This is a genomic window from Pseudomonas sp. FeN3W (assembly GCA_030263805.2).
Lineage (GTDB): Bacteria > Pseudomonadota > Gammaproteobacteria > Pseudomonadales > Pseudomonadaceae > Stutzerimonas > Stutzerimonas stutzeri_G.
Window position 1 is genome coordinate 3,667,538 of sequence record CP136010.1, and the last position, 19,817, is coordinate 3,687,354.

Genomic DNA, 19,817 nt, shown 5'->3' on the forward strand with positions numbered 1-19,817 from the left:
ACTACATATGGCCCATCTTCTTCTTGGCCATGCCCCCGCCCATGCTCGAATCCATCTTCTGCATGGTGGCGTCGACCTTCTGCATCTGCATCTCGCAGTGCTCCATGTCCTCCTTCATCTGCTGCATGTGCTGCATCGTGGCGGGCATGTCCATGTCCTTATGCGCGGAGGCATCGCCAGCCTTCATCGCCATGGCCTGCTGATGCATCTGCATGCTGCCTTCCTGCATCTGTCGGCCCATGGCCTCCATGGCTTGCCCCCGTTCGCGCATCATGGCTGCCATCTCCTCCATGTGCGTGGCCATGGCATCGGGCGTTGCGGGCGCATTCTGAGAAGCAGGGGACTTCGGATCGGTAGGGTGCGCCGCTGGAGCGTGAGGTGCCGCCGGGGTGCTGGCGGGCTGCTGCCCCATGGCGCCTGGCATGGCATCCTTCTTGTGCATGTCATCATCAGCGAGCGTCGTCCCAGCGAGGAGTATTCCCACGAAGCAAATTGGAGCGAGGGGTGTGCGTCGGTGCGGTCTCATGACAACCTCCTAATGGTTGTTTTTCTGACTTTGGCTGTGGGCGTAGGAAAAACTACCTTACAGATCAGGCTATTACTAATAGCCTACGGAGAAGAAGCTGTCGTAAACCTTACTTGTGCATTACATTTTCACGTTTGTTGGTGAAATAGTTGTATTGATTTTGAAGAGGAGGTAGCAGGTTATTTGTGGTTTGCGGCGGCGGAGATAGCAGGTGTTTTGCGAGTAGTACGCTGAAAATATGTTAGTTTAGGTAACTGACATAAATGTAAAGTTTAGGTTATATAAACGACAGGTCTGATCTGCAATAAAGCCAAACAATATTTACGAACTATTCGAGGCTCGCTCATAAACGGGTCCAAGCTTTCCCTTGTGCCGAAATTTGCGTGCTTCGGAGTTAAACATGATGAATGACTTGATCAAATATCGCGCCTGGTCGGCACACCCGTTTCCGCTCTCCGCTCATGACTGGCGTGGTGCGCAAGCCGAAGTCCTCGAATATTCTAGTTGTCGTTGCTGCAATCAACGGGACCGGCACTGCAGTAAGGAGATTCTATGAACTGGATCGTTCAGCCGCTGCCCGTCCGCAGTTGGGGGCTGCTAGCACCCGTCATCCTAGGCCTTGCTCTGAGCAGCGGCGCGCAGGCTTCGCCAGGGTCAGCCGAGCTTGGCGCCACGTTGCCTCCGCTGCTAGACCTGCTTGAACGGCAGAGCCCAGAGCTCCGGGCTGTCGGGCATGAGAGGCAGGCCGCCTGGGAGCGTCCCGATGTAGCCGGTGCGCTCCCGGACCCGATGCTCACTTTTGAGGAAATGGGCATCGCCCGCGACGACCCGATCCTATCGCCCAGCGGCGTTGGCAGCACACGTTACGCGTTCCGTCAGACTTTTCCTATTGGCGGCAAGCGGGGGCTTGCTCGCGAGATCGCAGAGGCGGGCGCCGAGCAGGCAGCGGCCCGCGAGCGCCTGAGCCGAGTCGAGCTCAGGAGTCTCGTCAAGCTTGCCTTCAACGAATACCAGTATGCCCACGCAGCCATCCAGGTCACCGAGGAGCTGCGGGCGCTGGTGGATGAGCTTGAGAGTATTGCCCAAGCTCGCTACAGAGTGGGGCTTGCGCCGCAACAGGACGTGATCAAGGCTCAGACCGAGCACACCAGTCTGCAGAGCGAGCTGCTGACGCTGGAACGCGACCGACGCGGCACGGCGGCGCGGTTGAACGGCATCTTGGCGCGCCCTGCGAACTCGCCGCTGGCGGAGCCCGCCGGTTGGCCTGCTCTGCCTGCATCAGTGCCGACCTTGGCTGAGCTGCAGGCTCGTATCTTCGGTGGCAATCCTCAACTGGCTGAGCTCAATGCACGAATTCAAGAGGCCCAGCGTGCTGAGGCGCTTGCCAGCCGAAACTGGATTCCGGATATCACCGTCGGCACTGCCGTCGTCCAGATGGGTAACCGGGCCGAAGAGTTCGAGTTGATGCTGGAGATGAATATCCCGCTGTGGGGCAAACGCCGCAGCGCAGAGCAGCGCGAGGCCGTTTCCTTGCGCTACGCCGCCGAGGCTCGTCGCGAGGCGGTCAACAGCCGTCTCGCGGGCAGCGTAGGTGAAGCGTGGTCGGCGTTGGAGACAGCCTTTCGACAGCACGAACTGATTGACAGAACGCTCCTGCCGCAGGCGGAGCTCACCTATCAATCGGCGCTCGCCAGCTATCAGACCGGCAACGTCGATTTCGCGACCTTGCTTGATGCCCAGCGACAGATTCGCCAGCTGAGGCTGTCGCTGCTCTCGCTGGCGCTGGAGCAACGAGTCCAAGTGGTGGAATTGGAACGTCTTGTCGGAGCAGAACTATGAATCGCAGCATGATTTTCGGCGCAGGTGCGCTCGCCCTTGCGACGGCAATCGCCGGCTTCGGTGGTGGCTACATGGTGGCGCAAAGGACAGGCTCCTCGGAGGTAGCTGGAAGCACCGCCCCACAAGAGCGCAAGGTTCTGTACTACCGCAACCCCATGGGGCTGCCCGACACGTCGCCAGTGCCCAAGAAGGATCCGATGGGGATGGACTACATCCCGGTCTACGCCGACAAGGGGCCTGCTGCCGCGCAGGGCGAGCGCAAGATCCTGTACTACCGCAATCCCATGGGACTGCCGGACACCTCCCCGGTGCCGAAGAAGGACTCCATGGGTATGGAGTACATCCCCGTTTATGAGGGTGATGAATCGGGAAACACCGTTGTAATCAGCCCTGAGAAGGTGCAGTTGCTGGGTGTACTGTCTTCGCCAGTTGAGCGCCGCGTGCTCACCCGTACAGTGCGTGCAGTCGGTACGGTGCAGGTCGACGAGCGCGGCCAATACACCTTGGCGCCCAAGTTTGAGGGTTGGATCGAAAAGCTCTACGTCAACACGACCGGTGAGCCGGTTCGCAAAGGCCAGCCACTTATGGAGGTCTACAGCCCCGAGCTGGTGTCGGCGCAGCAGGAGTTCCTGATCGCCAATGCCGGGCAGCAAAGTCTTGCCGGCGGCAGCGCGGCCGCGCAAAAGGGGCTCGCCTCCCTCTCCTATTCTGCCCTTGAGCGGCTACGCAATTGGGATATCGGGGAAGCACAGCTTGAACGGTTGCGTCGTACTGGCAAGGTAACTCGCACTTTGACGATCGCCGCGCCCGTGGATGGCGTGGTATTGGATAAGCCATCGGTTGAAGGTATGCGCTTTCAGCCAGGGGATGCCCTCTACCGAATCGCGGATCTCGATACCGTCTGGCTTATCGCTGAGGTTTTCGAGCAGGATCTGGCGTTAGTTCAGCTTGGGCAGAAGGCGCAGCTTACGGTAAGCGCCTATCCCGACCGGCGCTTTAGGGGCGAGGTAACCTTCGTTTATCCCGATCTGTCGCCGGAGACTCGCACCGCCAGGGTTCGCATCGAGCTAACCAATCCCGACGGCCTGCTTAAGCCGGCTATGTTCGGCACCGCTCAGCTCGCAGCAGGTGAGCAGGCGCCGGTGCTCGCAGTGCCTGACTCGGCGGTAATCGACAGCGGTACTCGCCGGATTGCGCTGGTTGCCCTGGGCGAAGGTCGCTTTGAGCCGCGCGAACTGCGCACAGGCAGGCGTGCCGACGGCTACCTTGAGGTGTTGGAAGGGCTGGGGGAGGGCGAGTCAGTAGTCACGCGCGCCAACTTCCTGATAGACGCCGAGAGCAACCTAAAGGCAGCGCTAAGCGGCATGAGTGGGAAGTCGGCTTCGACTGCAGAAGCGGATCCCCATGCCCATGGAGCCGCCGTCGGGCCTGACGGTCCCGCCGCGCCAGGCAATGCCGATGCACTTCATCGTCATGCTGGACACGACGATCACAGTGATAGCGGCAGTTACGAGAGCAACGAGCTTCATAAGCCGGCGGGTGAGGTGGATGCGGGCCACGGTAGCGACGCTGAGTCTGGGAGTCACCCAGATCATGTGATGCCGGACGGCGGCCATTCCCATGGAGGGCATTAAGCATGCTTGCCAAAATCATTGAATGGTCGGTGCGCAACGTCTTCCTTGTGTTGCTCGCCACGCTGATTATCATCGGCGCCGGCATCTACGCGGTAATGAAAACCCCACTGGACGCACTGCCGGACCTATCCGACGTGCAGGTGATTGTGTACACCGAATATCCTGGGCAGGCCCCGCAGGTGGTAGAGGATCAGGTCACCTATCCGCTTACCACGGCGCTGCTATCGGTGCCCAACTCCAAGGTGGTGCGAGGCTTCTCGTTTTTCGGTGCCTCCTTCGTCTATGTCATCTTCGAGGACGGTACCGACATCTATTGGGCCCGCTCGCGGGTGCTGGAGTACCTCAACTTCGCTTCGAAGAACCTGCCAGCGGGGGTGACACCCGCGTTAGGGCCAGATGCCACAGGTGTGGGCTGGGTCTACCAATACGCCTTGACCAGCACACGTCATACCCTTGCTGAGCTACGCACCCTGCAAGACTGGTTCGTGCGCTATCAGCTCACCAAGGCCGAAGGCATATCCGAGATTGCGAGCATCGGAGGCTTTGTCCAGCAGTACCAGGTCACCGTTGACCCGCAGAAGCTTCAGGCCTATGACATCCCGTTGAGCCGGATATCTGAAGTCATCCGTACCAGCAATGCCGACGTCGGTGGCCGCATCGTAGAGATGAGCGAGACCGAGTACATGGTGCGCGGTCGTGGCTACCTGCGCGGTGCAGAGGACATCGAGAAACTGGTGCTGAAAGCTTCACGCGGAATTCCGGTTCTGCTGCGTGATGTAGCTCGCGTCGAACTCGGCCCGGACGAGCGTCGCGGCGTCGTTGAGCTCGATGGAGAGGGTGAGGTGGTCGGCGGCATCGCCGTTGCCCGCTACGGCGAGAATGCTATGTCCGTGATCGACAATCTTGAGGCCAAAATAGAGGAGATCCGTCCCGGCCTGCCGGAAGGAGTGAATATCGAGACGGTGTACGACCGCTCGGATCTTATCCAGCGCGCTGTCGACAATCTCAAGTTCACGCTTCTTGAAGAGTCGATCATCGTTGCGCTGGTGTGCGTTGTGTTTCTTCTGCACGTGCGCAGTGCGCTGGTGGCCATCCTCATGCTGCCGATTGGCATCCTAATGTCCTTCATCGCCATGCGCTGGCTAGGGCTCAACTCCAACATCATGAGTTTGGGCGGCATCGCGATCGCCATCGGTGCGATGGTGGACGCAGCTATTGTGATGATCGAGAACGCCCACAAGCACCTGGAGCGAGCGCCGCCGGAGAAGCCGCGTGTACATATTATAATCGAGGCCTGTCGGGAGGTAGGCCCTGCGCTGTTCTTCTCGCTGCTGATCATCACAGTCTCCTTCCTACCGGTGTTCACGCTGGAGTCGCAGGAGGGGAGGATGTTCTCGCCGCTGGCGCTCACCAAGACCTTCGCTATGGGCGCTGCGGCGCTGCTATCAGTGACCCTGGTGCCGGTGCTGATGCTGCTGTTCGTGCGAGGGCGGATAATCCCCGAGCACAAGAACCCGGTGAACCGCTTTCTGATATGGGTCTACCGCCCGATCATCCAAGGTGTGCTGCGTTGGAAGGTGATGACAATCGTTGTAGCGCTGGTGGTTTTGGTCGTTAGCATTTTGCCGGCGCGGCAGCTCGGTAGCGAGTTCATGCCGCGACTCAACGAGGGCACGCTGCTGTATATGCCAGCCTCGCTTCCTGGTATGTCTATTACCAAGGCCGCTGAGCTCATGCAAACGCAGGACCGGATCATCAAGAGCTTCCCAGAGGTGGCCTCGGTGTTTGGCAAGGCGGGCCGCGCGGCCACGGCCACCGACCCGGCGCCGGTGGAAATGTTCGAGACGGTGGTTAACCTCAAACCGGAGAAAGAGTGGCGGCCAGGAATGACGGTGGACAAGCTCATCGCCGAGATGAACGACGCGCTGAAATTTCCGGGCGTGGCAAATAGCTGGACTATGCCCATCCAAGGGCGCTTGGACATGCTCTCCACCGGCATTCGAACGCCCATTGGCATCAAGGTATTTGGCATGGACCTCGCCGGGATCGAGCGGCTAGCAACTCAGATTGAAGCGGTTGTGCAGGCAGTGCCCGGCACCACCAGCGCGTTTGCCGAACGTATTACAGGCGGCTTCTACCTCGACATTTCGCCCGACTATGACGCCTTGGCCCGCTACGGCTTGACGGTAGGGGAAGTGCAAACGGTGATTAGCACCGCCCTTGGCGGCGAGCTTGTGACCACCACTGTCGAAGGGCGGGAGCGATTCGGCGTCAATGTGCGCTATCCGCGAGAGCTGCGTTCCGATCCCCAACGGATCGGCACTGAAGTGCTAGTGCCGACGCCGAGCGGTGCACAGATACCACTCGGCCAGCTTACGGACATCAGCATCACTAAGGGCGCGCCGAGCATCCGCACTGAGAACGCATTGCTATCGGCCTATATCTACGTGGATATTCGTGATAGGGATATCGGTAGCTACGTGCGCGAGGCGCAGCAAGCTGTACAGGAGCAAGTGAGTTTCCCGCCTGGGTATTATGTCACCTGGAGCGGCCAGTTTGAGTACATGGAGAGAGCGGCCGAGCGGCTGAAAATCGTAGTGCCGTTGACGCTGGTGGTGATCTTCCTCCTGCTGTATCTGAACTTCCGGCGGCTTACCGAGACGCTGATCGTCATGCTCTCAGTGCCATTCTCGCTGGTAGGTGGCGTTTGGCTGATGTGGGCGTTGGGCTACAACTTCTCCGTTGCAGTAGCGGTGGGTTTCATTGCTCTGGCTGGCGTTGCCGCGGAGACAGGCGTGATCATGCTGATCTACCTTGACCACGCGCTCGATGAGCGTCGAGCAGAGCGGGAGGCTGCCGGTGAAAAGCTGACGGTGGATGACCTTTACCAGGCAGTGATAATTGGCGCGGTGGATCGAGTGCGGCCGAAGATAATGACTGTGGTTGCCATCATGGCCGGTCTGTTGCCAATCATGTGGGGCACCGGTACCGGATCGGAGGTGATGAGGCGCATCGCCGCGCCGATGGTGGGCGGCATGGTTTCTTCGACGATTCTTACGCTGGTTGTTATTCCGGCGATCTATACGCTCGTGAAACAGCGTGGCCTGGCCCGTTCGGCTTGCTAAATGATGCGGATTCGAGCATCGATTTGTTCGAATCCGCCCTGATCGTACGGCCGGTGGGTAATCGCATCGACTCCGACACCGATTCGCATCCTCCATCAGTCATTCGCGACGCTAATGGAGCCATAGATCTTGGAGGCGAAACGGTGTCGCTGCTGACTGTGCAGGCGCGATTTCCATCGACGGTATCGTCAACAACCAAAAGGCCCCAGGCTAAAATAGAGAAGACGTTGCATCGCCTGATAGATGTGCCGTGCAGCATGGCGCACGTGAAGTACGTTGCCGAAATCGATCTGGCGCTTAACCAGAAGTACTCGGCGTGCGGCATTCGCATCGCCTCCTAATTCCACCGGTCTTCATCTGGTCGCCGTGATGGATCTTGGTTTACGCCAGCTAACAAGCCAGGTCGAGCAGCACCGCAGATTCCAAATAACTGCCGCGGGAATCCATTCTCGGACGGCAGGCCAAGCGATGCGAATGGACAGCCACGCAAATCAGGCTTCGTGTCGATCACGTCTGCTACCTGTAGCAGCTACTTCGATCCAGGCGACCTGGCGTGGCCTCGGTGATTGCCACCATCGGGTGCTTCATCGGGCTACACAGAGCAAACGAAGCGGCATTGTACGGATTAAGCTTGCCGCACTCACCGCCTCAAGATCTTGGCGGTACTGCCTGCGCCCGCCACTTTCGTGAGGCAGTCGTATCCGCGTTGGGCAGCCCTAGCTCCGCAATTGCGCGCTAAAATGAAAGACGCTCCCCGCCGTTACCTTATGCTTCATGGGTAAGGCGCGAAGCCGCGTCTCTGAGCCGTCCGGATCAATTCGAACGAGCCATCCATCCCTCGCCATTATCAGCGTACGGCCTGCCTGAACTGCACGCAGGTAAGCAGCATGCGTGGCGCTGGCTGCGAGCGCAGGAATCAATCCCTCGGGATGGCCAATTTCGTGGTCGCTGGGCTCTGTCATGGTTTAGCCTCCAAATAGGGGGAATCTACGACATGGGTGTGCGCTATGGTAAGGCGTCTCCGCCATGCTTCTGACTTTAGCTTCTGTAAGGAGGGTGGCGTCATGGACACACCTAACAGCTGGCGAGTTGTCTGCCAAGATCCGGGAGACGGCAGCGGAGACGTAATCGTTGAGCTTCCATCTGAGTTACTTGCGAAACTCGGTTGGACGCTGGGAGATGAGCTGATAGTGGAGAAAAGCGAGGAGGATTTTCCCTAAAGCTCAAACCGCGGCCCGTGAACGCACCTCTTTAGGCGGATTGCACCGCATAGGCGGCATAGCCAATGAGGCGTTCCGGCGTTAGATCGAACTGCGCTTCGAAACACTCGACCATCGTTCTGGTCGAGTCGACTGCGGCAGTACGATGCACCGGAGTCGTTTCCACTTACATGATCACGCCATGCTCGGTGTCGCTCAGGAAGTTGGCGGAGTAGGCAAAATAAGCCGAGCCAGGGCGGCGGTGTCAGACTTTATTCCTGGCTGCGGTGGGGCTTTTCCGGCGGACGCGTTAGGCTGTGTCGAACTATATTTCCGTTGTTGCGGCATGCCATAGCGCTGAAGCTTGCGGATTTTGCGGCCCTCTATGTCAAACTATATTCTGGGCATCCAATCATGGATTTACCTCGGGGTTAGTGTGGGTTGTTGTTGCCCTCAGAGTGTCCATCGATCCAGCAACGACCTTCGAGCAAGGAATCCGATTTAATTTTCAGGCACCTTTCACATGCCAAGATCTAAGCTCTGACCGGTTCAAGGTGAGCCCGATGTCGAGAGGATTTCTGCTTTGGTACGCCTGCGTAATGATTCGCAAACCGCACGTTAACGCTGCTTCCGGGCTTAATGCGTCGAATGTGGGTGTCAAACATGGCGTTGTTAGAGCTGGCTCGCTCTGATACCCCCGTCAAACCTGCTCTTGATTGGCGCGAGTTTGTGTCAATCAATGGACTTGAGTTTGACGGTCAATTGCCAATTACCGAAATAGCCGCAAGAGGTAGGGGTGACGGGCGATTTGGCAGTGTCAATGTAGGGAACGTAAGGTGATACTGAGCACTACTGGCCGGACGACCCACTGATCGCCGAGCCCACCGCACGGGCCAAGCCACGCGGGCAGTAGGCTCAGTCCGACGGCAGGCTGAGGTCCTCACCGGCGTCGCGCAATGCTTCATAGGCGTCGTCGAGTGCGGTGACGATGGCCGCGGCGTCGCGTGCGTGACGCGAGACGATGAAGTGGATCGGCACCTGGGCCAGGCGCTGGTAGGGCAGCGGCCCCATCCGTAGCCGTTGGCGGGCCTGTTCCACTGGAATCTGGTAATCGAGCAGGTAATCGCCACGGTTGCGCTGCAGCATTTCCAGCGCGGAAAGGTGATTGCTGGTGCGCAGCAGGCGCAGGTCGAGGTCGGGGTCTTCCAGCAGCGCATTGACGTTCGGCCAGTAGCTGTAGCCGCCGATGAGGATCAGCGATTTGCCGGCGAGGTCGTCCGGCAGGTGCGGTGCCGGCGTGCCGGCAAGGCGGTAGAGGTTGAGGTTGATCTGGCTGAGCGTATGCCGGCCTTCCAGCGTATGGCTCGCCAGTTCCGGCTTGCCCTTGGCACCGGGCCAGAGGTCGATGCTGCCATTTTCCAGCGCCGCATAGAGACGGGCACCGGGTAGTCCTCGAAAGCGCACACCGTAACCGGCCTGGCGCGCGACGCGGCGGGTCAGTTCGGCCAGTTCGCCGCGTGCCATGCCGTGGGCATCGGTATAGATGGCCGGGGCGAATTCGTAGTAGCCGACGTTGAGCACTCGCTGCTGAACGGAATCGGCCAGAACCGTCGCGGGTAAGCCAAGAAAGAAGGCCAGGGCCAGATAGATGAGTGCTTTCAATGGATCGATCGTTGCTTTGCGCTGTTCCAACAAGCATGCGCAGCCGATGCCCGGTTGTCCAGGCGCCATATTGCAGCAGCAGCGTGAGGAATGTCGGCCTATATCGACCTATGCTCATACCGAAAGGCAGGGGTGCGGCACGAAGGAGTAGGGGTATGCAGCGCAAGGTGTTCGATCGCAAGGTATTCAACCGCAAGCTGGTGGTGATCACCGGCGGCTGTGCCGGGATCGGCCGTGCACTGGCGGTGCGCATGGCTCAGGCTGGCGCGCGGCTGGTGATCTTCGATCTGCATCAGGATGCGCTGGATGGCCTGGTGCAGCATCTGGCCGACCATCACAACGCCGATGCGCTGGGCCTGTGCTGTGACGTCAGCGATGCCGAGGCGGTGCAGCGTGCGATTGCACTGGTGGTGGAGCGCTACGGCGGCATCGATGTGCTGATCAACAACGCCGGCATCACTCATCGCAGCCCGGTGGCGAGTACCAGCCTGGCGGTGTTCGAGCGGGTGATGGCAGTGAACTTCTATGGCGCACTGCATTGCACCCAGGCGGCGCTGCCGAGCCTGATCGCCCGTGGCGGGCAGATCATCGTACTCAGCTCGCTTTCGCAGTATGCGCCGGTGCCCAACCGGGCCGCTTACAACGCCAGCAAGCATGCCCTGCACGGTTTGTTCGAGACGCTGCGTTGCGAGCTGCGCGAGAGCGATGTCAACGTCATGCTGGTCTGTCCCGGTTACACCGCCACCGATCTGCGCAAGAACGTGCTGGTTGGCGATGGCTCGACCGCGCCGACCCCGGTGCTGGACATCGGCCGGGTCGCTTCGCCGCAGGACGTGGCCGAGGCGATCTATCAGGGCGCACTGCGCCGGCGTCGGCTGCTGGTGCTGTCCAACCTGGACTGGAAGGCCCAGCTGCTGGCGCGCTGTTTTCCGCGGCTGTACCAGAGCCTGCTGTTACCGCGACTGCTTGGCGGGCGCGCCTCCTGAACGCGGCGGGCTAGCTGCCGTAGAGTTGCTGCATCAGCGCCACGTCCCAGTAGGACGCTTCGATCTTGTGGCCGTCCAGATCACGCACGAAACAGCCGTAGTAGGGCTCGCCATATTCCGGGCGCGGGCCGGGTGTGCCTTCATCGGCTGCGCCGGCGGCGAGCGCCGCGCGATGGAAGGCGTCGACCTCGGCCTGATCCGCGGCGAAAAAGCCGACATGGGTGCCGTTGCCCACCGACGCGCTGCCGCCGTCGAAGGGACGTTGAATCCAGAATTCCGGGTATTCACGGCCCCAGGCGACGGCGCCGGGGTGTTCGAGGATGCGCTTGCAGCCAAGGATGGCGAGGACCTGGTCATAGAAGGCAACCGCTTCGTCGAAGCGATTGCTGCCCAGGGAGATGTGCGAAAGGATGCTTGGGTTCTGTTCGGCCATGGCGGGCTCTCCTGATGTGGCCGAAGCAAGCCTAGCAGGCGCTGCGCGCCTCGCCTGAACCACCGTCGAAAGGCCGCTCAGTCGTTGTCCGGCTGACCTATCGGCGGCTCGGTGCAGAGCATGAAGCAGCGGAACAGCATGATCGTCGGCAGCAACTGCAGCAGGCCGACCACGGCATCCAGCAACATGGCCGGCAGCAGCGGCGGCGTCTGCTCGGCGAACAGCTGGGCGGCGATCCAGATTTCCAGCATCCAGATCGGCAACAGCACGGTCATCACGCAGCCGAGTATCAGCAGAAAATGTCCGCGGGTGAGGAGGAAGCTCTGCTTCAGCGCTGCCAGCGGTGTCAGCCCGCGCAAGACCAGCAGGTACTCGGCGAAGGCGATCTTGACCATTACCCAGATGCCGGGCAGCACGAACAGCGAGGCGCCGAGCATGATCAGCAGCGTGCCCAGCCCCGAGAGCACCGCCAACGCCGGCCACAACGGCAGCGCCCGGCCGTAGACCGCGCGCAGCGCCGGATCATGGCCACGGCTGCGCGCGTCCAGAAAGAGGATCAGCGCGCCAACGTACAGCGGGTAGAAGATCAGGCCCACCAGCAGGTCCAGGGCGGGCAGGACGTTTTCGCCGAGCCAGTGGTCGAGCGCCAGGCGCGTCGCGCTTTCGAGCAGGATCAGCGGCAGGCAGAGCCGGACGATGGTCGGGAAGTGACGGGAGTAGAAGAACCAGGCGTCACGCAGGATGGCAAGAACGTTCATTGCAGACCGAAGGTGAGGTAGTCGTTTCGGGGCGCCACTGTAACGGATGCGGCAAGGACGGGACATGCGCGATTTCGCCGTCCATACTGGAGCCCCCTTTCAGATTCGGGCCGCCGCGTGAAGAAGATCGCCCTGTTCGCCGATGTACAGAACCTCTACTACACCGTGCGGCAGGCCCATGGCTGCCACTTCGACTACTCCGCGCTGTGGGCCGATGTCAGTCGTCGCGGCACCATCGTCGAGGCCTATGCCTACGCCATCGAGCGTGGCGATGCGCGGCAGCAGCAGTTCCAGCAGATCCTGCGCAATCTTGGCTTCACGGTGAAGCTCAAGCCCTATATCCAGCGCAGCGACGGTTCGGCCAAGGGCGACTGGGACGTGGGCATCACCATCGATGTGCTGGATGCCGCGGGGCGAGTCGACGAGGTGGCGTTGGCGTCCGGCGATGGCGATTTCGACCTGCTGCTCGAGCGGGTGCGAGCCGGCGGCGCCGAAGCGACCGCCTATGGCGTACCCGGACTTACCGCGCAATCGCTGATCCGTGCGGCGACGCGTTACGTGCCGATCGAGGGGGATTTGCTGTTGCGCTGAATGCGCGGAGGAGATGGTCGAGGCGCTGGCTGGTGGAAAATGCTTCGCAGTTTTCCACCCATCCACCGAAACGACGTCAGGCGTTGCCCAGCGCCGCCAGACGCTTGCGCACCGCCGCCTCTATGCCGGCGGCATCCAGGCCGCACTCGGCGAGCATTTCGCTGGGCTTGGCGTGCTCGACGTAGTAGTCGGGCAGGCCCAGATGCAGCATCGGTTTGAGAATGCTTTCGCCAGTCAGGAACTCGGCGACCGCGCTGCCGGCACCGGCCATGATGCTGTTCTCTTCGATGGTCACCAGTAGCTCGTGGTTGCCCGCCAGCTCGCGCAGCAGGGCTTCATCGAGCGGTTTGACGAAGCGCATGTCGACCACCGTGGCGTCCAGCGCCTCGCCGACCTGCAACGCCTCGGGCAGCTGCACGCCGAACACCAGCAGCGCCACCTTGCTGCCCTGACGGCGCACCACGGCCTTACCAATCTCCAGCGGTTCCAGCCCTGGCTCGATGGTGGCGTTGGGGCCGCTGCCGCGCGGGTAGCGCACCGCGGCCGGGCCTTCGAAGTGGTAGCCGGTGGTGAGCATGCGGCGCATCTCGTTCTCGTCGCTGGGCGTCATCACCAGCATGCCGGGGATGCAGCGCAGGTAGGACAGGTCGAAGCTGCCGGCGTGGGTCGGGCCGTCTTCGCCGACCAGACCGGCGCGGTCGATGGCGAACAGCACGTCGAGGTTCTGCACCGCGACGTCGTGGATCAACTGGTCGTAGGCGCGCTGGAGGAACGTCGAGTAGATCGCCACCACCGGCTTCATGCCTTCGCAGGCCATGCCGGCCGCCAGCGTCACGGCGTGCTGCTCGGCAATGGCGACATCGAAGTAACGCTCCGGGTAGCGCTCGCTGAAGGCCACCAGATCCGAGCCTTCCTTCATCGCCGGGGTGATGCCGGTCAGGCGCGGGTCGGCGGCGGCCATGTCGCACAGCCACTGGCCGAACACGTTGGAGTACTTGGGCCCGGAGGGCTTCTTCGGTTTGGCCGGGGCGCCGACCGGCTCCAGCTTGCTGATCGCATGCCAGGTGATCGGATCGGCTTCGGCGGGGGCGAAGCCCTTGCCTTTCTTAGTCACCACATGGAGGAACTGCGGGCCGTCGAGGTCGCGCATGTTGCGCAGGGTGGCGATCAGCGTCGGCAGGTCGTGGCCGTCGATGGGGCCGATGTAGTTCCAGCCCAGCTCTTCGAACAGTGTGCCGGGCACCAGCATGCCCTTGGCGTATTCCTCGGTGCGACGCGCTATTTCCCAGGCGCCCGGCAGGCGTGAGAGGATCTTCTTGCTGCCTTCGCGCATGCTCGAATAGGTGCGGCTGGAGAGAATCTTGGCCAGGTAGTTGGACAGCCCGCCGACGTTGCGCGAAATCGACATGTCGTTGTCGTTGAGCACCACCAGCATGTTGGCGCCGACTTCCGGCGCGTGGTTCAGCGCCTCGAAGGCCATGCCGGCGGTGAGCGCGCCGTCGCCGATCACTGCGATGGACTTGCGCTGCTCGCCTTTGAGACGAGCGGCGACCGCCATGCCCAGAGCGGCGCTGATCGAGGTGCTGGAATGACCGACGCCGAAGGTGTCGTACTGGCTTTCCGAGCGGCGCGGGAAGGCGGCCAGGCCTTCCTTCTGACGCAGCGTGGCCATGCGTTGGCGGCGCCCGGTGAGGATCTTGTGCGGATAGGCCTGGTGGCCGACGTCCCACACCAGGCGGTCATCCGGCGTGTCGTAGACGTAGTGCAGGGCAATGGTCAGCTCGATCACGCCGAGGCCGGCGCCGAAGTGGCCGCCAGTCTGGCCGACGCTGTACAACAGCTCCTGGCGCAATTCGTTGGCAAGCTCTTCGAGTTCCGCCTCGCCCAGTCGGCGCAGCTGTTCGGGGGTCGCCGCTCGGTCAAGAACGGGCGTCGCGGGGCGAACCCGAGGGATCTCGTGAAAAGTCTTGGGCATCAGGCGGATCGTTGTTGTTGAAAAAAGAGCGGCAGTTTACCCGATGGGCCCTTCGATAAGAACGGCCCTGGGTCCGGTAGGGGTTTGACTGCTATTTCGGCGAAAGGCTCAGTTGCGTCGTTCGACGATGTAGCGCGCCAGCTCGCGCAGCGGCTCGGCGGCGGTATCGAACGGCCGCAGCGCGTGCAGTGCCTGGTCGCGCAACTCCAGGGCGTAGGCCTTGGCTGCGTCCATGCCGAGCAGGGCCGGGTAGGTCGGTTTGTCCCGGGCGATGTCGGCGCCCTGGTGCTTGCCCAGGGTCGCGGTATCGCTTTCCACGTCGAGAATGTCGTCCTGGACCTGGAAGGCCAGGCCGATGGCGCGCGCGTACTGGCTCAGCGAGGCGAGGTTGTCGGCGTCGGCATGGCCGCTGGCGAGCGCGCCGAGTTGCACGCTGGCCTCGATCAGCGCGCCGGTCTTGTGCCGGTGCATCAGCTCCAGGGCGTTGCGATCGAGCTTGAGACCGACCGATCCAAGGTCGATGGCCTGGCCGCCGACCATGCCCGCCGGCCCGGCGGCGCGCGCCAGCACGGCGAACATGCGCAGGCGCAGCGTGGCGTCCTGCGGATTGTGTTCGGCCTGGGCCATGGCCTCGAAGGCCAGGCTTTGCAGGCCGTCGCCGGCAAGGATGGCGCAGGCTTCGTCGAAGGCCTTGTGGGTGGTCGGCTGGCCGCGGCGCAGGTCGTCGTCGTCCATGGCCGGCAAGTCGTCGTGCACCAGCGAGTAGGCGTGGATCAGCTCGACCGCGCAGGCGCCGCCGTCAGCGCTGGCCTTGTCGCCGTTCAACGCTTCGCAGGCGGCATAGACCAGCAGCGGGCGGACGCGCTTGCCGCCGTTCATCACGCTGTAGCGCATGGCCTGATAGAGCCGCTCGAGCTGCGGCAGCGGCGGGACGAACAGGGTTTCGAGGCAGCTGTCGACGCGCTGCTGACAACTTTTCTGGTAGTCGCCGATGATCATGCTTCGGGGGCCGACTCGAAGGGGGCTTCCTGCAGGCTGCCGTCGCGCTCCAGCAGGATCTGCACCTTCTGTTCGGCCTGGCTCAGTGCCGCCTGGCAGTCGCGGGTCAGGCCGATGCCCTGTTCGAAACAGGTCAGCGAGTCTTCCAGCGACAGCTCGCCGCTTTCCAGGCGCTCGACCAGCTGTTGCAGCTCGGCGAGGGATTGTTCGAAATCGAGGGCAGCTTTCTTGCGGGCCATGCGGGAACCTGTCGTCGGCGGCGAGTCGGAAACGGGCGCGACATTAGCAAAGAAACGCCCGCGGCAGCCACAAGGTTCGCCCGCGTGATGTGTATCAACCTGCGTAGGCTGGCGGGATGCCCGCTATCCTGCGTCGCCGTTCAGTGATCCCGCTTGCGCACCCGCCTTTTCCGCTCGGCGAGTGGCAGCTTCGGGCGGCTGCCGCAGAGCTCGCCGTCGGTGCGGCGAAAGTGCTGGCAACAGGCTTTGCGCTGCTAGCCCAGACGGGTACCGCCAGCGGCCAGTTGCGGGCTTGATGCTGACACGCCGGTCGACCTTCAGCCGTCCAGCGGCAGCTGCAGATTGATCGGCCGACCGTTCTGCTGCAGGCGGCACTGCGCCGCCGGTTGCGGCCGTGCGTAGTGGAAGCCCTGCAGGCTGGGGCAGCCGTTGAGCCGCAGGAACGCCGCCTGGCGCTCGTTCTCCACCCCTTCGGCGACCACGTGCAGGCCGAGGTGGCTGGCCATGGTGAGGATGCCGCGTACCAGCGCGACCGACTGTTCGCTATCCGGCAGCCCGCTGACGAATTCGCGATCGATCTTGATGCCATCGAAACGAAAGCGTTGCAGGTAGGTCAGCGAGGCATAGCCGGTACCGAAATCGTCGAGCAGCAGCGGCAGTCCGGCCGCCTTCAGGCGGCTGAGGGTCTGCTGGACATGCTCGTCCGCTTCGAGCAGTGCGCTCTCGGTGACCTCCAGTTCCAGCATGCTCGCCGATGCACCTTCTTCCTCGAGAATCGCCAGCAGGCTGCCGGCCAGATCCGCCTGCCGGAAGTCCAGTGGCGACAGGTTGACCGCGATGCGCAGCGCATGCCCCATGGCGTGCCAGCGGCATGCCTGGCGGCATGCTTCGCGAAACACCCAGCGGGTCGCCTCGATGATCATGCCGCTCTCTTCCAGCACCGGAATGAACTCTCCGGGTGGTACCAGACCTCGGTCCGGCGAGGCCCAGCGCAGCAGGGCCTCCATGACTTCCGGCTCACCCTGGGTGTTGACCTGCGGTTGGTAGTGCAGCACGAACTCTTCGTGATCCAGCGCGCGCCGCAGCGCCTGCTCCAGTTCGCGGCGGCTGGCGGCTGCGTCGCTGAGCGCTTCGTTGTAGATGACGGTGCGATTGCGTCCGGCATCCTTGGCCGCATACAACGCCAGGTCGACGCGCTTGAGCAGCTCGGTGGCGCTGTGCCGGCCGTCACTGACCGCGATGCCGATGCTCGGGCTGACGAAGCACTCGTACTGACCGATGCGCACCGGCAGCTCGAAGCGGTCGATGATGCGTTGCGCCAGCTGTTCCGCACGCCGGGCATCGCTGCCGTCGAGCAACAGCATGAACTCGTCGCCGCCGGTACGCGAAAGCAGGGATTTTTCCGGCATCAGCTGGCCGAGGCGATCGCCGATCTGTATCAGCAGCTTGTCCCCGACTTCATGACCGAGGCTGTCGTTGATGCGCTTGAAGTGGTCCAGATCGAGGTAGAGCAGGCTCAGCGGCAGGCGGGCTGCCAACAGCTGGTCGAGGCGCTGCATCAGGTAGTTGCGGTTGGCCAGCTGGGTCAGCGGATCGAAGTGGGCGAGAAAACGCAGCCGTTGCTCGGCGCGCAGGCGGTCGCTGATATCGCGCAGCAGGACCAGCAAATGGCGCACGCCGTAGCGCTGGAAGGGCGAGCAGCTGATCTCCAGCGGAATGTCCTGACCGTTTCGGCGGCCGGTCAGCTCCAGCGTAGTGTTCGCCGGCGTGCTGCGCAGGCGCGCGGTGGCATCGCTCTCTGCCAGGCGGTCGCCCGGCAGGTTGCCGATTAGCTCCTCCGGCGTGCAGCCGAACAGCGCAGCCGCCGCCGGGTTGGCCTGCAGCACTCGCAGCTCGCGGTCGACCACCAGCATGCCGATCGGTGCCGTGTCGACCAAGTCGCGCATCAACTGTTCGCTTTCGCTGAGGGCCAGCTGCCGCTCGTGCAACTGGTTCATCATGCGGCTGAGGGTGGCGGCGAGCCGGCCGATCTCATCACGGCCGGCCACCGCCAGGGTTTGTGGCCGCTGGTCGATGGCGAACTGCCGTGCGGCCTGGTCGATGCGCGCCAGGCGGCGCGTCAGCAGGCGGCCGTAGATGCGGTTGAGGATCAGGCCGAGCAGCAGCAATAACGTCAGGGTCTGGGCCAGATAGAACCAGGCGTCACGTTTGGTCTGTGCCAGCATCGGCGTGAAGTCGTACTCGGCTAGCAGCGCTTCGCGCACCGGCGTGCCGTCCTGCGCGACACGGTCCAGCGGGTAGATCGCCAGTTGCCGCGTGCCTTCGCCGGCCCAGGCCGGGCGACCGCTGTCAACATGGGCCTTGAGCGCGGCGGCGTCGATCAGCTCCAGCCGCGCGGTCGTCAGGCCCAGCCGGGTGGTGGCGATTATCTGCAGATCAGGGCCGATCACCATCGCCCAGCGTACCCCCTCCAGGCTCGCCAGGTCGGCCAGCTCGGTCTCCAGCTCGGCGTTGCGTCCCAGCCGGCGGTGATCGCTCAGGCTGCTCTGCAGCAGGGCGAGGTGCTGCGCGGTGTGGTCGCGCCAGTCGGTGAGCGTTTCTTCGATCCGCGTCGGCAGGTGCCAGGTGGTCAACAGCACGGTGAACATCAGGCCGAAGATGCCCAGCAGCAGGGGCAGCGATTTGCGCAGTGACAATCTTGTCAGCATTCGAGCACCTCGCAGCGGGGGACCAGCCCCTCATGCCGGACGTTGTTCAGCAGTTGTCGTTCGCTCATGTACTGGTTCAGGCGTGCGATGCTGCGATGTAGCTGGCCGTCGTCGAGCCACTCGTGATTGACCGTGCGATCGCCCATGAGCAGGCCGTTCAGCGTGACCTGCAGCGCCGCGGGCGTCAGGCCCAGGCGTGCGAGCAGATGCGGGTCGGTCTTGGCACGTTGTTCCTGCCAGGCGCGCAAGGCATCGAACCAGAGCGCTCTGAGGCGCCTGCGCTGTTCAGGACTGACCCGCTGGCGATCAACGACCAAGACGTCGACGATCTCGCCCGGCAATTGGCGGCTGTCGAAGATGCGGCGCGCTCCGCTGGCCTCCAGCGCCGGCCCTTCCGAGGCGAAGGTGATGACCGCATCGACGCGACCGGCGGTATACGCCTCGACCTGCTCATGTACCGGCAGGCTGACCACGTCCAGGTCTGCGATGTCCAGCTGCGCCTGATCCAGCACGCGGGAGAGGAAATAGGCGCCGAGCGCGGTGTTTTCCACGCCGATTCGTCGGCCGCGCAGATCGTCGAGGGTGGCGATCGGGGCGCGGGCGAAGAGGACGTCCGCGCCGGCGGAGACGCTCGCGATCAGGATGATCTCCAGATTCAGATCGGTGCTGGCCTGCAGCAGCAGCGTTTCGTCCAGGGTCAGCATGGCAGCATCCAGCATGCCGTTGCGAAAGCCGCGCAGTACGCCGGTGGTGGTTGGGTACTCGACCAGGCGGATGTCGCTTGGAGCCGTCCATTGCAATTCGTCCGCCAGATAGAACGGGGCGTAACCGAGCCAGCGGTTACTGCCGACCCGGACGGCGTTCGGGTCGGGCTGGCAGCCGAGCAAGGCGATGAACATCAGCAATAGGATTGAGCCTCGGACCATGCGATCACTCCGTGATACCTGATTGCCACCATAGCGAAACCGTACAGTCACGGGAATCCCTGCTAAAGAAGGGGACATTTGAAGATTGTCAATAAAGTGACGCCAATGCTGTCGTCTAGCTCAAATAATGGCGCCATGACATTATAGCGGCGCTGCATAGCCATTGGAGGCCTGCATCCAGTCCAGCACTGTGCGTTCGGTCACGTGCCCAAAGGCC

16 protein-coding genes and 2 pseudogenes are annotated in these 19,817 nt (G+C 62.5%); 7 read left to right on the plus strand and 11 right to left on the minus strand.

The features are described from left to right. Position 1 precedes the first annotated feature (1 nt). On the minus strand, positions 2 to 442 hold the full coding sequence (locus tag P5704_017320; GenBank protein WOF77783.1) for a hypothetical protein: 441 nt from the start codon (positions 440 to 442) through the stop codon (positions 2 to 4). A 636-nt stretch (positions 443 to 1,078) separates the two neighbouring features. Between P5704_017320 and P5704_017325 the strand changes: the two genes are divergently transcribed. The 5 genes from P5704_017325 (at position 1,079) to P5704_017345 (ending at position 8,344) form a co-directional block, all read left to right on the plus strand. Next, a complete protein-coding gene (locus P5704_017325; protein ID WOF77784.1) occupies positions 1,079 to 2,365 on the plus strand; it encodes a TolC family protein in 1,287 nt (428 codons plus the stop codon). Further along, positions 2,362 to 3,999, plus strand: coding sequence for an efflux RND transporter periplasmic adaptor subunit (locus P5704_017330; GenBank protein WOF77785.1), 1,638 nt, complete (start codon positions 2,362 to 2,364; stop codon positions 3,997 to 3,999). The genes P5704_017325 and P5704_017330 overlap by 4 nt, the downstream gene beginning before the upstream one ends. Before the next feature lie 2 nt (positions 4,000 to 4,001). After that, a complete protein-coding gene (locus tag P5704_017335) occupies positions 4,002 to 7,124 on the plus strand; it encodes an efflux RND transporter permease subunit (protein ID WOF77786.1) in 3,123 nt (1,040 codons plus the stop codon). A gap of 23 nt (positions 7,125 to 7,147) precedes the next feature. Continuing rightward, positions 7,148 to 7,465, plus strand: coding sequence for a hypothetical protein (locus P5704_017340; GenBank protein WOF77787.1), 318 nt, complete (start codon positions 7,148 to 7,150; stop codon positions 7,463 to 7,465). A gap of 723 nt (positions 7,466 to 8,188) precedes the next feature. Next, the gene (locus P5704_017345) at positions 8,189 to 8,344 is read left to right on the plus strand and encodes a hypothetical protein (GenBank protein ID WOF77788.1); all 156 of its coding nucleotides are present in this window, start codon (positions 8,189 to 8,191) and stop codon (positions 8,342 to 8,344) included. Between the two features lie 49 nt (positions 8,345 to 8,393). On the opposite strand, the pseudogene P5704_017350 reads toward P5704_017345, so the two are convergent. Further along, a pseudogene (locus tag P5704_017350) lies at positions 8,394 to 8,671 on the minus strand (IS5/IS1182 family transposase). Between the two features lie 567 nt (positions 8,672 to 9,238). Continuing rightward, positions 9,239 to 10,054 carry a transporter substrate-binding domain-containing protein gene (locus P5704_017355; GenBank protein ID WOF77789.1) on the minus strand — a complete coding sequence of 272 codons (816 nt, stop codon included), beginning with the start codon at positions 10,052 to 10,054 and terminating at the stop codon, positions 9,239 to 9,241. A gap of 86 nt (positions 10,055 to 10,140) precedes the next feature. Here P5704_017355 and P5704_017360 point away from each other — a divergent pair, with 86 nt between their 5' ends. Beyond that, a complete protein-coding gene (locus tag P5704_017360; GenBank protein ID WOF77790.1) occupies positions 10,141 to 10,971 on the plus strand; it encodes an SDR family oxidoreductase in 831 nt (276 codons plus the stop codon). Positions 10,972 to 10,981: 10 nt separating this feature from the next. Here the strand turns inward: P5704_017360 and P5704_017365 are convergent, their stop codons facing one another. Both P5704_017365 and P5704_017370 read right to left on the minus strand, forming a co-directional pair. Then, positions 10,982 to 11,404 carry a VOC family protein gene (locus P5704_017365; protein WOF77791.1) on the minus strand — a complete coding sequence of 141 codons (423 nt, stop codon included), beginning with the start codon at positions 11,402 to 11,404 and terminating at the stop codon, positions 10,982 to 10,984. Positions 11,405 to 11,481: 77 nt separating this feature from the next. Beyond that, complete coding sequence (locus tag P5704_017370; protein WOF77792.1) at positions 11,482 to 12,162, minus strand: YciC family protein; 681 nt, start codon at positions 12,160 to 12,162, stop codon at positions 11,482 to 11,484. 117 nt (positions 12,163 to 12,279) lie between these two features. Between P5704_017370 and P5704_017375 the strand changes: the two genes are divergently transcribed. Continuing rightward, positions 12,280 to 12,753 carry an NYN domain-containing protein gene (locus P5704_017375; protein ID WOF77793.1) on the plus strand — a complete coding sequence of 158 codons (474 nt, stop codon included), beginning with the start codon at positions 12,280 to 12,282 and terminating at the stop codon, positions 12,751 to 12,753. Between the two features lie 76 nt (positions 12,754 to 12,829). On the opposite strand, the gene dxs is transcribed toward P5704_017375, so the two are convergent. The 6 genes and pseudogenes from dxs to P5704_017405 all read right to left on the minus strand — a co-directional run bounded on the left by dxs (position 12,830) and on the right by P5704_017405 (position 19,600). Next, a complete protein-coding gene (gene dxs, locus P5704_017380) occupies positions 12,830 to 14,728 on the minus strand; it encodes a 1-deoxy-D-xylulose-5-phosphate synthase (protein ID WOF77794.1) in 1,899 nt (632 codons plus the stop codon). A 108-nt stretch (positions 14,729 to 14,836) separates the two neighbouring features. After that, positions 14,837 to 15,727, minus strand: a complete 891-nt coding sequence (ispA, locus tag P5704_017385; protein ID WOF77795.1) for a (2E,6E)-farnesyl diphosphate synthase — start codon at positions 15,725 to 15,727, stop codon at positions 14,837 to 14,839. Further along, positions 15,724 to 15,966, minus strand: coding sequence for an exodeoxyribonuclease VII small subunit (locus P5704_017390; GenBank protein ID WOF77796.1), 243 nt, complete (start codon positions 15,964 to 15,966; stop codon positions 15,724 to 15,726). The genes ispA and P5704_017390 overlap by 4 nt, the downstream gene beginning before the upstream one ends. A 140-nt stretch (positions 15,967 to 16,106) precedes the next feature. Further along, a pseudogene (locus tag P5704_017395) lies at positions 16,107 to 16,241 on the minus strand (siderophore ferric iron reductase). A gap of 42 nt (positions 16,242 to 16,283) precedes the next feature. After that, positions 16,284 to 18,674, minus strand: a complete 2,391-nt coding sequence (locus P5704_017400; GenBank protein ID WOF77797.1) for an EAL domain-containing protein — start codon at positions 18,672 to 18,674, stop codon at positions 16,284 to 16,286. Beyond that, positions 18,668 to 19,600 carry an ABC transporter substrate-binding protein gene (locus tag P5704_017405; GenBank protein ID WOF77798.1) on the minus strand — a complete coding sequence of 311 codons (933 nt, stop codon included), beginning with the start codon at positions 19,598 to 19,600 and terminating at the stop codon, positions 18,668 to 18,670. Before P5704_017405 ends, P5704_017400 begins: the two co-directional genes overlap by 7 nt. Positions 19,601 to 19,817 lie beyond the last annotated feature (217 nt).

Excerpts from the sequence above, each read along its gene's own strand:
- P5704_017320 (WOF77783.1), bottom strand. The coding sequence starts at position 442 with ATGCACAAGAAGGATGCCATGCCAGGCGCCATGGGGCAGCAGCCCGCC.
- P5704_017325 (WOF77784.1), top strand. The coding sequence starts at position 1,079 with ATGAACTGGATCGTTCAGCCGCTGCCCGTCCGCAGTTGGGGGCTGCTA.
- P5704_017330 (WOF77785.1), top strand. The coding sequence starts at position 2,362 with ATGAATCGCAGCATGATTTTCGGCGCAGGTGCGCTCGCCCTTGCGACG.
- P5704_017335 (WOF77786.1), top strand. The coding sequence starts at position 4,002 with ATGCTTGCCAAAATCATTGAATGGTCGGTGCGCAACGTCTTCCTTGTG.
- P5704_017345 (WOF77788.1), top strand. The coding sequence starts at position 8,189 with ATGGACACACCTAACAGCTGGCGAGTTGTCTGCCAAGATCCGGGAGAC.
- P5704_017355 (WOF77789.1), bottom strand. The coding sequence starts at position 10,054 with ATGGCGCCTGGACAACCGGGCATCGGCTGCGCATGCTTGTTGGAACAG.
- P5704_017360 (WOF77790.1), top strand. The coding sequence starts at position 10,141 with ATGCAGCGCAAGGTGTTCGATCGCAAGGTATTCAACCGCAAGCTGGTG.
- P5704_017365 (WOF77791.1), bottom strand. The coding sequence starts at position 11,404 with ATGGCCGAACAGAACCCAAGCATCCTTTCGCACATCTCCCTGGGCAGC.
- P5704_017370 (WOF77792.1), bottom strand. The coding sequence starts at position 12,162 with ATGAACGTTCTTGCCATCCTGCGTGACGCCTGGTTCTTCTACTCCCGT.
- dxs (WOF77794.1), bottom strand. The coding sequence starts at position 14,728 with ATGCCCAAGACTTTTCACGAGATCCCTCGGGTTCGCCCCGCGACGCCC.
- ispA (WOF77795.1), bottom strand. The coding sequence starts at position 15,727 with ATGATCATCGGCGACTACCAGAAAAGTTGTCAGCAGCGCGTCGACAGC.
- P5704_017390 (WOF77796.1), bottom strand. The coding sequence starts at position 15,966 with ATGGCCCGCAAGAAAGCTGCCCTCGATTTCGAACAATCCCTCGCCGAG.
- P5704_017400 (WOF77797.1), bottom strand. The coding sequence starts at position 18,674 with ATGCTGACAAGATTGTCACTGCGCAAATCGCTGCCCCTGCTGCTGGGC.
- P5704_017405 (WOF77798.1), bottom strand. The coding sequence starts at position 19,600 with ATGGTCCGAGGCTCAATCCTATTGCTGATGTTCATCGCCTTGCTCGGC.